This is a genomic window from Bacillus sp. PSXD-155 (assembly GCF_049310765.1).
Classification (GTDB): Bacteria; Bacillota; Bacilli; order Bacillales; family Bacillaceae_G; genus Bacillus_A; species Bacillus_A cereus.
In genome coordinates this window covers 1-13335 of the sequence record NZ_JBMOWC010000085.1, presented here as the reverse complement: position 1 = coordinate 13335, position 13335 = coordinate 1, and the positions used below count along the sequence as shown (strand labels likewise).

The window sequence follows — 13335 nt, the reverse complement described above, 5'->3', positions numbered from 1 at the left end:
TAATCTCAGCTTTCAAATCGGCATCTACATCTGGACGATTCATTTTCTTTACTAAATCATAATACGTGCTTCGAGGAATAGTAGCTAGCTCCACGAGTGCCTTGACCGAATATTTATGCCTTAATTCATAGACTACTTGCGCTTTGTCTTGTTTTGTGATTTTTCCTTGTTTTGAACTAAGGCATTTAACTTTTTTAAGTACTCATTTTCCATCTCAAGCTGTTTAATGCGTGCTTCAAGTACTTCGACTGACCCTTCAGCTAAAGGTTGTTTTAATTGTTTATTTGAATCTTTTTTCATGGATGGACGCCCCTTTTTCTTAGATTGAAGGGCATCAATTCCTTGTGTTTCGAGCTGTTTTTTCCAAACAGAAATCGTTGAAGGGGCAGGAATATTAAAGATAGCTGCCGTCTCAAATAAGGACATACCGTTTTCAATCATAAAGTTTAGTACGTCTAGTTTAAATTGTTGTGTGTAATTTGTACATCGTTTTAGAAAAGCTTCCAGACCATTCTGTTTATATTGGTTTACCCAATTCAAAATGATTGTGTCACTTATACCGAGCGATCTACCCATTTCTCGATAACTTTCATTTCCGTTCAAATAACGTAGAACGATTTGTATTTTTTCATCAGCTGTAAATTTAGCCATAGAAAAACTGCACCTCCAATTGTTAGACTGTGTCTAACAATTGGGGTGCAGTTCATTACATCCTACTCTTTTTTTAATCATGCTCAATAAATAGACTTTTATAAAAGCTATTTAAGGTCTAATTTTGCTAAATCATGTTGTAAAACATTATTTCCTTCTTGTGGGTTAAATACGATTGCACTAAGACCAAAAACATTCGTAACAACATCTCTATCTTTCGGACGAATGATTCTTACTTCATAAGCAAAAAGTGCTGGAGGAAGAGCTGCTGAACGAAAAGTAACATATCGATTAGGTGGCAATGTTTGCGTTGAAGGGTCTATTAATGGTAACAATACCGGAGAACCAGATGACCAATCAAACATTTCAACAGTTACTCTACGAGTATCGTCGGGATCAACATTCATAGCATCCACAGTAAGAAATAACGTAGCGGAATGTCTACGTAATATACCCGTTGATAAAGTTTCATTATGATGTTCACAGCATTTTTTTGGAGGGTGACCATAGCCATAACTCATACCAATTCCCCCCTTTCATTTACAATTAAGGACAAGTATTCCTTATAATATATAATGCTAGTATTCTTTTATTGAAAGGTATAAAAGCGGATTTCTATCTATATTTTTGGATATTTTATTTTTCATTTATTCGCTTTTAAAGAATGATATAGACTCTCCTATTTTGCCTTTGAATTCCTTCTAAGAATATATTCTGCCCTCATCAATCGAGGTCTTACTCCCCGACAAATAGCGGGATAAATCTATTTTGAAAAGGACCTGCTCCATTCATTCGTAAAAGCATACAGTAAATGGAATCCGTTAAAACACATGAGTGACCCCTTGGTTTTCCCTTCCTATTAAAAGGAGGAACTGTTATGGGCTTTGGTGGTAGTTGTGGTGGCTGTGGCTTCGCTGGAGGATTTGCTTTATTAGTTGTATTGTTTATTTTATTAATCATCGTTGGAGCTGCTTGCTTCTGCTAAAAAACTATCGGAAAAGACACTTTTATATGAGTGTCTTTTCTTCATAAAAAATACGCAATGTGCAGTTTAAGTGTAAGATGTAGTATTACATCCCCCTCCAAAATGAACTTCGATACTTTAAATTTCGTTTAGGTTCAATCTTAAAATTTTAGTTTAATAGCAATATGGTGAAACTCTATTCCATATAATATTGCTATTGCAGAAAAATAAAACAAACTGGACAACCTAGATTTCAAACTGTAAGATTAGATGTTGGTGAAATCGGGCAGCAAAGCATATATAGAAAATAGGTGTTAATTTTGAAAATCAATAAAAAATTTGAACCATTAATTTTTAATATCTTAATGATTTTAGGTATATCTAGTATTATCTCTTTCGTCATGGTTTCAATGAATGTTGGATATACAGCTTTATTTCTCAAATCATGGATGAAAACATGGGGAATTGCTTTCGTACTTGCATTTTTAGCTTCTAAATTATTACCCTTTGTAGTGAAAAAGATAATGAAAATCTTCACTTTTGTTGAGAATGATGCTTAAGAATAAAGTGATGTACTGCGTAGGTTCATTCCAATTAAAAGAGTTCATTATCACAAAAACTTAACCTAGTAAAATGTTTCAAATCGAAGAAAGACACCTTAAAGGTTGTCTTTTCTTTATAAGTAAAAAAAGCCCGCCTATTTCCGTAGGCAGGCTTTATCTTTATTACACAATATGAAAGTATACTCTCTTTTCCACTGAAATTTTATGTAATTGTACATATTCATGAAAGTAGAAGAATTAAACTATGCCAAAATAAAAAATGGGCTAAACCCCCTAAATAGCTATATAGAGATGAAGTTGTTATGACAACATATTTTCCACTTTCAACTTAGTTATCCTTAGAATGCTTTTCTACAAAATCAAGGATCCTAGCATTAACCTCGTTAGAGAACTCACCATTGATTGCGTGAGATGCATTTTTCCAATTAACTATATCAATATCTTTAACGTATTTTTTTCCAGTTTCAACTGCTTTTACCGAATTGTGCATTGTACTTTTTTCAGCCATAAGTGCAAGCACTGGAATATCAATACTTTTTAAGTCTTCTTTACTAAATAAATCAGGCGCTGGTGTTTTCAGTTTATAGTTACGCATACCCGACTCGATTAACTTAGCGATAGGCTCATCGTCACTTGCTTCTGCTCCTCCAGAAACATAGCTTAACATCTTTTCTCCTAAAAACTTAGGTACAATAGGAACGGAAGCTGGAATAGATGCCAGAATCATTTTTATGGATATTTGCGCAAATACAAAGACTGGATCTAATAAACTAGCCGTAGCAATATGCTCAGGATTATATCTAGCCAAGTTCATTGTTGTCCAGCCTCCAATGGAGACACCCACGATATGCACTTTTTCTAAACCTAATCCTTCAATTACTTCATTTAGCCATTCTGCTTGTTGCTTTTGGTTTTCAATCACCTTCGTTTGCACACTCATCCCAGGTTCACCGAGTAAGTCTATCGTATAAACAGGCCTTTTCTCCCTTAGCCCTTCTAAATTTGGGACCCACATTGGAGTAGATGCACCACGTCCAGGGAGTAAGAGTATTGGTTCCTTATGTTTGTTTTCTTCTTTAGTAAAGTAATAAGCACGAATTGTGCCATATTTAGTTTTTATATCTTTCGTTTCGTTAGGTTTTGGAAGGAGTGCCATTGATTCATCGTAGGCAATTTGAAAATCTTCCTTTCCTTTTTCAGATATAAAGTGACCAATCTTATTATCATCTCTCTTCATTTGAATTCCTCCTTTCTACAAATATATGGATGAACTTTATCTATATATTCATCGTAATCATCCATTGAAAATTTATCTTCTTTAAGGCAAGACTCTTATTTAGAAAAAAGAAAATCGTACGTTTAAATGCAATTTGGCAACAAACTAACTGTTTTCTTGTACATTAATAGACAACTACTGCAAGAGTTATAGTTTTTATGTTTTCATTTATCTTTTAATCAGATGAATGCTTTTTTAGTACATAATAAAAAATATAAAAAAATATCCAGAAAAACTGTCACAAAATCTGTTTTTCTGGTTTCTCTATAATACAGGTATCAAATTGAAAGTGAGGTCTAAACGAACATGTTAACCATAGAAAATGAAGAAAGTCATGCTTCTGATATGACCTTTGAAGATTTATTTAAGCAGTACTATGCTTACGCTGTGAAACAAATCATCTGGATTGTTAAAGATCAATCTATCGCTGAAGAGTTAGCGCAAGAAGTATTTTTACAATTATATCGTAGCGATTGGAAAGGAATTGAAAACATACCTGGATGGTTGATTAAATCTTCTACTTATGTAGCCTATAACCATTTTCGATCTGAAAAAAGGCAACAAGCGAAGATTGATAAAGAAATCCAATACCATGAAGTACAAAATGTTTCATCATTAGACGATGATTGGATAAGAAAAGAAGAAATTACAAAGGTCCAAACGATACTAAATAAAATGAATGATCGAGAACGAACCCTTTTACTAATGAAATTCTCTGGTTTTCAATATAAAGAAATTGCAGAAGTACTTCAAATTGAAATATCTTCTATTGGAACATTATTAGTCCGAGCCAAAATGAAATTTCGCAAGATTTATAAACAAATGGAGGAGGCATAACAAATGAAATGTTATGATATCGGGTTTATTCAAACATATATTGATGGAGAACTTTCTCATGATATAAGAAAGGAATTCACAAAGCACCTAGATACATGTGAAGCATGCCAAGATTTATTAATAGAAATTAGTAAATTAAATCAATGGGAAAACGTAATGCTAGATGAAGAATCTGCAAATTCACCACAAGAAATCAAAATTGATATAGAACAAGCATGGAAAACATTTGAAAGTCGTTCCAAGTTAGACAATGTTTCTAATATAAATCACAAAAAGCAACAAAAGAAGGGAATCTTTACAAACATGAGTAAAAAATCAAAACGTTTCATTTATACAGCAGTAGCTGCAGCAGCACTTTTCACAACAGCAATGATTCCACAAGTACAAGTAGCGGCTACAAATGTTGCTTCATATTTTTCTGATGCAATTACAAATGATAAAGTTGTAAATGAAGGAATAGGAGATGAAAATGGTGTCATACAAGATATGATGAAGAATGGTAAATATATTCCTATTGATGAAAAAATTACAGATCAAAGTATTACTGTACATCTCAAAGAATTATTTATCGCAGATTCACGTATATCAGTTCATTATAGAATGGAAAAAGCTGACGGAAGTTTAGTACCATTCGAATTTGATACATCAGGATTAGATCTTGAAAGTGATGGTAAAATTAATGGACAACAAGAAGAAAACCCTGAGATTAAAAATGACGGGAGACTATCATTTATCCATGATTCAGATGATCGTCTTCCTTTTGAACTTATGGCAGCAGGTAAAAAATTAAATGATGTAGGCATTCGTGATAATGATAAACCTGAAGGTGTTGCTACATTTGTTATAGATTCTAAAGGAAAAGACGCTTTTAAACAGCCCCTTACTTTAGACGTAAATATAACTAGAATTGGAAAAATAATTGGATCTTGGAAAGCTCAAATTCCAATTGATACTTCACATTTGAAAAATAATGCGAATTAACATGAAACAAAGAATAGAACAATATGTATCTAATTCTCAGTTTATATGTTTTCTTGTTTTCGTGACATTTATTTCTTATATAGTTTTTACTCTATCTTTTATTTATGATTTAAGACCATTATAAGAAAAAGCTCTCTAAAAAAGTAGGGAAATAAATAACCGGTTTCTTAACGTATAAGGAATCGGTTATTTTGTATTTAAAATGCGTCTAAACGTACAATTTTCTTTTTATAAAAAAGAATAGACACCCTAAGGTGCCTTCCTCCGACTTGAACCATCTTAATTTTAATAATATGTATTGGACTCCCGTCCAACTATTATTTTACCACGTTAAGTTGTTTTATATATTGAGAAATACAATAATTTATTTATGCTGGCCCTCTGTATTAGTTCATTTTGTAGTCCATGCAGCAATTAACAAAAGAACAATAGTAGTGAAAATGTTGATGAGCATTTTTATTAAACTACGCATAGGTAGAAAAGCAGATATATACTTCTCTACCTATCTTAATGTTATTCTTGTTTTAATTATATATATAAAGAAATTAAACCGGCTATAACAATCAATGGAAGGATTACTGCAAGTTTATTTTGTAGAGGGACACGTTTGTCTGGGACTCCTGGATGGATAACAAAGGCAAGTAAAACAATTGCTCCAATAATACCTAAAAGTATATTAATGATAATCATCCTCCTAAGGAATATTATCAAAATGATATCATATTTAAACATAAACAAAAAGGAATTAATGTTAATGATTACCAAATTCCCTATTTATACATTAAAAAACCCTCAAAGCATCTACTTTAAGGGGATTTCTCCTATCATCTTCTCTCTTCATACAATCGATTTGCTTTATACGAGCAAACGAAAAACATACATGTCGCAACGGGGATAAATGTCAAAAAAAGTCCTCTCATTAATGCAAATGGCGTTTCAAATAACAATGACCATAGAAATGATACACCTTGCTTATCCCATAATCCTGGCGTCAAGTATAGTTCTTTCGGATTTACAAAGGCCCCTAAATTCATTGTATTACTATACATAAATAAAAATAATATCGGCAAATAACAGATCGCTAATTCTAAAAATGTTTTAGATAGACGCTTATACTTCCCTGCCCGTGACATTGGATCTGAAAAAATGTCATCTTCACTTTCTTCATCTACCTTTTTAAAATATTGCGTACCTGACCACCGATTACCAGCTATATGCTCCCAGCCACTATCTTCAAATAATGTGCAGTAATTAATAAAATCACTTTTTCTACTAAATACTCTATGGTCTATTTTAATCGTCGCATCTTCTGGTTCTGTATATCTAAATGTATAACCAAATGTATTGCTTTCTAGTTGATAGCCTTTCCAAGCCATCTCTTCTAACCATTTTTCCTCTTTCTCAAAATCTAAAAAGAATTTCAATCTCCACATCATCGTTTCCCCCTAACTATACGTGTAATAAACTTTTTGTAACCGCAATAATGTGCTGCATTCTCATAAAGTCTAAGTGTAATACTTCTTTCCCTCGTTCCGTAATGACATACACTTTTCTTCGTTTATCTTCACTTTTTACTGATTCTATTAATCCTTGTTTTAATAAATTTTCAACCGCGCCATACAGTGTACCCGCTGCGATTTTCACTTGATGATTACTCAGTTCCTCTACCTTTTGCATAATTAAATAACCATGGGCTGGTTCTAATAAAGCTAAAAGAACGTAATACGTTGTTTCCGTTAATGGTAAATTTTTATCTCTATTCATAAAGACCTCCAATGTAACGATAAGTATATAGCTAAACTATATAGTTCAACTGAATAGTTCCATTTTATACAGTTAGACTGTATATGTCAAATGTAGGAATAACTTTATAACCCAAAACAAAAACGCTACCTTTTTAAAAGATAGCGTTTTTGTTTTACCCTTGCTTATTCTTCGCCTTCATTTGCTCTTCATAAACAAACTTCGCGGTCATAAAGTCGTTAGAAAAATCTTTCAATGCATTCTTCATTACATTTAATTCTTCTTGTGATTTAATTTCAATACTGTTTAAGAAATCAAATGCTTTTGATTGTTCCTCCGCAACAAAGTTTTGTGTCATATAATCATCTTGGAAATCTTGCTTCGCTTTTTCTTTTACTTTATTCATTGCCTCTGTTTTGTTTATGCTTTTCATAGGGTTTTCGAATGCTCCAGTAGGTTGTTCCGGTTTTGGCTCTTCTTTCTTTTCCAGCTGTTGCGCTGGTGCTGGTTGTTGTGGTTCTTGCTTTGGTTGTTCTTGTTGAACCGGCTGCTGTGCTACTTGTTGCTCTTTTTTCGCTAACTCATCTTTTAACTTCTTCACTTGCTCATCAAGAGATTTTTTTTCAGTTTCTAACACACTCATATCACTTTTCAACTTTTGCGTCTCTTCAAAATGTTCATCTACTAATTTATTATATTCTTTCTCAGAGTACATTTTTTCACTGGTTGATGTCGTTTTCTCTTTCGTAACAACTACATTAATAATTATAAATAAGGCTACAATTCCTATTAACGCAGCGAAAATCTTCTTTTTATTCATGATTAATCCTCCAAAATGTAAAATTTCAAAAATTATCATAACAGACCAATTCGTTTTCACCTGTCATATTTTGTCGAATCAATATAATAAAAAAAAGCATCTGAAACAGATGCTTTTTTCTCATTCTTAATACGTAAACGTAATTGTCACTAAAGAATACCCTTCTTTCGCATTGTAAGGCTCCGCTTTATAAGAAACTCGATTTGCCCCTTGCGGATAATCGATTTCGCCAATTGCCTTTTTCACATCTTGCAGTGCACCATTCATTGATTGCTTGTACAGCACTTCAATTTTCTCTGGTTTCGCACTATAGCGCTGCTGCATTTTATTTTTTAATTCAGTATAGTTGTTTACGATATATTCATTTCCTAAATAGTTTAACTTTGTATCTTTTAATATTTGCTGATATGCAGGCGTTTTCGTACTACCTGCCGCAATTTTGTTTGTCAGTGTACTATAATAATTTGTTGTAGCTTGCGGATAGTCTCCGCGGTTCCACTCATGATTTCTTGCGATTTGTTCATCTGATAAATTGAAATACGAATACGTTACGCGGCCCTGTTCATCTGGCACCGGATCATCGAATGTTGTATCAAGGTGATACCATTTGTTTTCGATTTTCACTAAATTCCAAGCATGAGGTTGTCCGTCCCCAGTTCCTGTCACGAAATGATTTTCAATTCCTGCTTCTTTTAATAATTGATAAGTTAATAGTGCGTAACCTTGGCAAACCGCAGAACGATTTACTAGTGCTTCATATGCTGTGTAAGCTTTATAAGACGTATCATAAGAAACATGTTTTACTACGTAATCATGAATCGCCTTCACTTTTTCGTGATCATCCATTCCAACTTGAGTAATAGAAGAAACGATTGCTTTCGCTTGTTTCATGACATATTCCGTCTGTTCTTTCGTTTCACGATATGTAATCTTAAGTGTAAATGTATAATTTCCAGGTGATCCAGAAAGTCCATATGAAACATTCGATCTATTATTATTTGTATACTCATTTTTACTTGCAACTTCTTTATATGCGTTAAAAAGTGTATTCATCACTTCGTTTGTATTATTGTTTTTCGTTTTATATGGAAGTGTAATATTTGTCTCGTATGTATTAATACGCTTTTGTACTTCCTCTTTAAAAGCTGTTAATAATGCCGCATCTCCTGTGTCTTTCACATCAGCATTTTTATACTTCAAAGTTTTATATAAAAACTGCGCATACTGTTCACGTGTTACTGTGCCATACGGTTCAAAATTCCCGTTCCCTGTGCCATCTGCGATTCCATTTGACTGCACTGCACTAATTGCGTTTTCTGCCCAAAATGGATTTGGAACATCCTTAAAGGTATGTTTTTGTTTTGCCGCAAGATGGAAAGCATTTGTAAGAATTTGTGCCATTTCCGCACGACTCACAGAAGCTTTCGGTCTAAATTGGCCATTTTCATCACCTTTAAAAACTCCTAAATTCGTTAAAGTTAATACCTCTTCTGGAAACATTGTAGAACTTTGATTAATATCACCGTAAGGATTTTTAAACGTAGACCCATCCTTTAATACGTAACGAGTTCCATCATTACTAAACGAACCGCCTTGTTTATTCGGTACTAACACTCGATAAATTAAAGCCGCAACTTGCTCCCTTGTCGCAACATCTCCAAAACCAAATATCCCATTTCCATAACCGGAAATAATATTCTTACTCGCTAAATCTTTAATCGCAGGATATGACCAATGTGATGTCGGCACATCAGAAAAAACACCCACTTCAGCAGCTTTTACATCGCTACCATTTGTATATAACAACGCACCACCAATAAGTGATAATGATGTAATTGATTTTAATAGTTTTGTATACATAATGTCTTCTCCCAATACGTTCTCTATTTTTGTTGGTTTATGTCGAAAAATCTAAAAATATGACAAAATATATTATACAATTAAAAGTTTTTAAGGGATATATTGAATTTTAAAATATGCAAAAATTCATATTGTTATAAGGATTCATAGTGATATTATGTTATTTTACTTGCGAATATATAAATAAAAAACGCTCATCTGAGCGTTTTTTTATTTATATACTTATTAATTACTTTTTCTTCACTTAGAACTCTTCTTCGGTAATCATCCTTCGATCTAACAACTCTTTATACTTCAATATTTCTTCAGCCCCACGGCTCTCCATGCGTATATTGTATAACACTTGTTGTATTGACCTTTGATTGGTCCGTTGAAACATTTACTCCATTTAATAGTATGACCGTAATTATTAATCCAATTGAACTGCTGATGATCCTTTTCATTTTAAAGCCCCTTTCTGAAAACCTTTTTCTTTTTCTTTATATCCTAAATAGAAGTATTCACTAGATTTTATTGAATTTCCTTCTTCATGATATTTAACCGCTAATTTTTCAGCATATTCCTGGACATATTGCCATAAACCTACTTCATTAAAGAAAGAAATTCCTTTAGAAATGGCTAACTCTAATTCTTCAGCAGAAACATTCTCATTCATTTCTTTTAGAATTGTAAAATGATGTTCATATTCTTTTTGTTCCAGTTCATTACAAATTATTAATCCTTTTTCAATTAAGGACGCTGCAAGCTTTGTCTTTCCTAACTTTAAATTCTCTCTAGCTTCCAAAAAAATCGCTCTAAAGTGATTCGGAATTTTTTGTGATACTTCTGATAAGTAACGAAGTGCTAAATCAGATAGGTTTTGCTCTGCATACATAACCCCTAAACTATGTCGAACTCGTAACATTAGCTCCTCTTCATTCTGCTTTTTCAAAATATCCAGAGACGACATGAAATAAACTTCTGCTTGTTCAAATTCATTTAGCTTTACACATGCTAAACCCAGAACATTGTCACATGCTGCCACCTTCCTGCTATACCCGTACAGCCCTTCAAATGTATTCCTTGCTCTAGTTGCATATTGAATTACTAAAATAGGCTGGCAAACGTGATAATAATAGCTTGATAGCTTAAAGTTAAATTCTGCTTTTTCGATTGGATCTTGAATATTTCCCAACAAAGATTCTGCTATTTCATAATGCTTTTCAGCCACTTTAAAATCACCGTTTACTGTAGCATGAGAAGCCTTAAAGAAATGGTAATAATATAATAAAGATTCATCTGATGGAGCTTCATCTAACTTCATTTTTCTTAGATCATTCTTAGATATGTCAGATTGATGGGGATAAAACTCTGCACTTAACATTTTAAATCTAAAATCTACAAGTGAATAAAACTCTGTATTCTTTCGATCTTCTTCCATACTATTAACTTTTGTATCAATACTTTGTTTTAATTCCTTTGCCTTAGAGAAATTCTGTGAACGAATTTCTCTATACCACTCATGTAAAAGTAAATTGATTTCTTCCTTTTTTATTACATGTACACTCATATAGCCCCTTCTCCTTTGTCTATAGATTACTAACATAATAACAAAAATCTTCCAGTAAAACTTTTAATTTTCTGAATATTGTTGTTTCAAAAAAATTTCTCAATACAATCCCACCATTTTATCCCTTTAAACTATAACTTGTTCTGTTCCTTATTCGTTTCTATATAAAAATAACACATCATTATTAATAGTGATGACACATGAAAGTCTATCCTTTCATAAGAAAGCCTCTTTTCTTTTGTACATTATATCCATTAGGACTCATTTATTTTTTACGAAACCCACCCTTTTGCTTCCGCCGGCGACGAGGAGTGGGGTTTTTGTTATCTTTTTCTAAAATTTGTTTCCTAAAAACATACGCAGAAATTTTACGTACAATGGTTTTCACAAATACTTTTAGAAGTTCAAACAAAACTCCATTAGAGATAGTTTTATTAAATTTTTCACCACTAGCCGCAAAAATATCTTATAATCTCTATATAACAAATTAATGTATTAGGAGTAGATAAAATGCCAGTTACACTCGAACTTATTCTTTTCATTCTTATAGCAATTAGTGCTGTTGGCTATTTAATAAAAGAATTTCAAAAAACTAGGAAACGAACACTTGGAATTTCACTAGAATTTTTAGTTCTTTTCTGGTCAATATGGAGAATATCAACTATTATAATCTAATTTATAAAACATAAATTCCTTCGAATGAAGTGAAACTCTAATCAGCGGGCGTTTTATGGGATAAATTTACCAGTATTTTTACCACAACATTCATGTTAAAATCCCTTGTGAGTACGACATAACTCGACCTTATGAAGCTCCGTAGCTTTTATCGCGGAGCTTTTTTTATTAAAATTAACGCTTTTGTTCACTTTTTTGATACATTTACGAAACATTCATATGTTACGTTATATAAGTCCTTTTTTAAATCTTATTCATTCTAGCAAAAAGTCCTAGTCCCCCTAGGGCTTTTTCGCATTCAAACAATGAGTTGTATTTTTTCTCAATAACCGAAACTACTTAACGTGGTAAAATAATAATCAGACTGGAATTTAACACCATATTACAATGGATCAAATCGCAAAAAGCACCTTAGGGTGTCTTTTTTATAGAGAATCAGTTTAAAAACTAAAAATAAAAGAACCTCAATAAATGAGGTTCAAAAAATCTACTATTTTAAATTACCTTCGTAAAAAGCAACTCCATTTTGAACATGTTTTAAGTACCACGTAATCGTCCCGCCACAAACATTTTCATTAAAACTATTAGCATATACTCCATTTGAGTAATAAAGAGTTCTTTTGAATTTACCATTAGAATACTCATAAGGAATTGAGCATGTTGCTTGCTTCGGAGAGCTCACAGCTTTTTGCGTATCAGCTGAAGCTGCACCAATTCCCCCTGTTAATGCAATACCTGTTGCTACTGCTCCTACTACTAATTTCCTGAACATAATAAATCCCCCTTTAATAGTTTTTATAGCTTACAACTTAAATGTATCACTTTTGTAATTTATGTAAATATCTTGAATATGTAGAAATATTTATTTAATTATTGGTAATATTAGGATTTTATTTTATCAAATGTAAAATAGAGGGATTAGAGAAGCATGTGAAAATACAGATAGGTTTATATTAAATGAACGTGGTCCAAGTCGGCGAAAGGCACCTTTTGGTGTCTTTTTTGTACATAAAAAAATCTCACCATCTTATAGAAACGATAAGCCCTTTAAAACAATAATTGCAACTATATTAATTTTACATTAAGGTTAGAGAATGTTCTTATATTAATAAAGTGCTAAATAGTAGGTGGAAAAATGGAATTTAACGATTTGGGTATTACCATTAAAGAACTTAGAATTAAAAAAAATATATCACAATCCGAATTATGTCATGGAATATGTTCACAAAGTCAAATTAGCAAGATTGAAAAAGGTATGATTTATCCATCTAGTATATTGTTATATCAATTATCAGAAAGACTTGGTATTGATCCGAATAACATATTTGCACTAACTCAAAATAAAAGATTAAAATATGTAGAAAATGTAAAATACGTAATAAAAGATTGCTTAAAGCAAAAACAATATAAAGAACT

At 32.2% G+C, this 13335-nt stretch carries 16 protein-coding genes and 1 pseudogene; 6 read left to right on the top strand and 11 right to left on the bottom strand.

The genetic code is table 11. From position 1 onward, the window contains the following. Positions 1 to 651 (bottom strand): annotated as a pseudogene (locus ACO6VI_RS31700) (helix-turn-helix domain-containing protein); the annotation flags it as partial. 107 nt (positions 652 to 758) lie between these two features. Continuing rightward, positions 759 to 1172 carry a hypothetical protein gene (locus ACO6VI_RS31695; protein ID WP_000120208.1) on the bottom strand — a complete coding sequence of 138 codons (414 nt, stop codon included), beginning with the start codon at positions 1170 to 1172 and terminating at the stop codon, positions 759 to 761. A gap of 356 nt (positions 1173 to 1528) precedes the next feature. On the opposite strand from ACO6VI_RS31695, the gene ACO6VI_RS31690 reads away from it, so the two are divergent. Both ACO6VI_RS31690 and ACO6VI_RS31685 read left to right on the top strand, forming a co-directional pair. Next, entirely contained in the window at positions 1529 to 1636 is a 108-nt protein-coding gene (locus ACO6VI_RS31690) for a YjcZ family sporulation protein (protein WP_000505670.1), read from the top strand. Between the two features lie 299 nt (positions 1637 to 1935). Further along, positions 1936 to 2175, top strand: a complete 240-nt coding sequence (locus ACO6VI_RS31685; protein WP_000700226.1) for a DUF2798 domain-containing protein — start codon at positions 1936 to 1938, stop codon at positions 2173 to 2175. A 331-nt stretch (positions 2176 to 2506) separates the two neighbouring features. Here the strand turns inward: ACO6VI_RS31685 and ACO6VI_RS31680 are convergent, their stop codons facing one another. After that, positions 2507 to 3415 carry an alpha/beta fold hydrolase gene (locus ACO6VI_RS31680; RefSeq protein WP_098840272.1) on the bottom strand — a complete coding sequence of 303 codons (909 nt, stop codon included), beginning with the start codon at positions 3413 to 3415 and terminating at the stop codon, positions 2507 to 2509. Positions 3416 to 3760: 345 nt separating this feature from the next. Here ACO6VI_RS31680 and ACO6VI_RS31675 point away from each other — a divergent pair, with 345 nt between their 5' ends. Next, positions 3761 to 4291, top strand: a complete 531-nt coding sequence (locus ACO6VI_RS31675; RefSeq protein ID WP_000955505.1) for an RNA polymerase sigma factor SigX — start codon at positions 3761 to 3763, stop codon at positions 4289 to 4291. Positions 4292 to 4294: 3 nt separating this feature from the next. Then, positions 4295 to 5272, top strand: coding sequence for a DUF4179 domain-containing protein (locus ACO6VI_RS31670; RefSeq protein ID WP_000650404.1), 978 nt, complete (start codon positions 4295 to 4297; stop codon positions 5270 to 5272). A gap of 528 nt (positions 5273 to 5800) precedes the next feature. Here ACO6VI_RS31670 and ACO6VI_RS31665 read toward each other — a convergent pair. From ACO6VI_RS31665 to ACO6VI_RS31635, 7 genes are all read right to left on the bottom strand, one after another. Then, positions 5801 to 5962 carry a hypothetical protein gene (locus tag ACO6VI_RS31665; protein ID WP_000583951.1) on the bottom strand — a complete coding sequence of 54 codons (162 nt, stop codon included), beginning with the start codon at positions 5960 to 5962 and terminating at the stop codon, positions 5801 to 5803. A gap of 134 nt (positions 5963 to 6096) precedes the next feature. Then, entirely contained in the window at positions 6097 to 6708 is a 612-nt protein-coding gene (locus ACO6VI_RS31660; RefSeq protein ID WP_003269697.1) for a DUF2812 domain-containing protein, read from the bottom strand. A gap of 13 nt (positions 6709 to 6721) precedes the next feature. Further along, positions 6722 to 7036: a PadR family transcriptional regulator gene (locus ACO6VI_RS31655; protein ID WP_001078063.1), complete on the bottom strand. Its 315-nt coding sequence runs from the start codon at positions 7034 to 7036 to the stop codon at positions 6722 to 6724. Positions 7037 to 7190: 154 nt separating this feature from the next. Further along, on the bottom strand, positions 7191 to 7835 hold the full coding sequence (locus ACO6VI_RS31650) for a hypothetical protein (RefSeq protein WP_063546672.1): 645 nt from the start codon (positions 7833 to 7835) through the stop codon (positions 7191 to 7193). A 126-nt stretch (positions 7836 to 7961) separates the two neighbouring features. Beyond that, entirely contained in the window at positions 7962 to 9695 is a 1734-nt protein-coding gene (locus tag ACO6VI_RS31645; protein ID WP_016513686.1) for an S-layer homology domain-containing protein, read from the bottom strand. Positions 9696 to 10000: 305 nt separating this feature from the next. Further along, positions 10001 to 10138 carry a Phr family secreted Rap phosphatase inhibitor gene (locus ACO6VI_RS31640; RefSeq protein ID WP_071731857.1) on the bottom strand — a complete coding sequence of 46 codons (138 nt, stop codon included), beginning with the start codon at positions 10136 to 10138 and terminating at the stop codon, positions 10001 to 10003. After that, complete coding sequence (locus ACO6VI_RS31635) at positions 10135 to 11244, bottom strand: tetratricopeptide repeat protein (protein ID WP_422425080.1); 1110 nt, start codon at positions 11242 to 11244, stop codon at positions 10135 to 10137. Before ACO6VI_RS31635 ends, ACO6VI_RS31640 begins: the two co-directional genes overlap by 4 nt. A 510-nt stretch (positions 11245 to 11754) precedes the next feature. On the opposite strand from ACO6VI_RS31635, the gene ACO6VI_RS31630 reads away from it, so the two are divergent. Beyond that, on the top strand, positions 11755 to 11919 hold the full coding sequence (locus tag ACO6VI_RS31630; RefSeq protein ID WP_001145511.1) for a hypothetical protein: 165 nt from the start codon (positions 11755 to 11757) through the stop codon (positions 11917 to 11919). Between the two features lie 490 nt (positions 11920 to 12409). Here ACO6VI_RS31630 and ACO6VI_RS31625 read toward each other — a convergent pair whose 3' ends face one another. Next, entirely contained in the window at positions 12410 to 12691 is a 282-nt protein-coding gene (locus ACO6VI_RS31625) for an LCI fold-containing protein (RefSeq protein WP_000488870.1), read from the bottom strand. A gap of 363 nt (positions 12692 to 13054) precedes the next feature. Here ACO6VI_RS31625 and ACO6VI_RS31620 point away from each other — a divergent pair. After that, a partial coding sequence (locus tag ACO6VI_RS31620) for a helix-turn-helix domain-containing protein (protein WP_225987928.1) occupies positions 13055 to 13335 on the top strand: 281 nt, incomplete at its 3' end.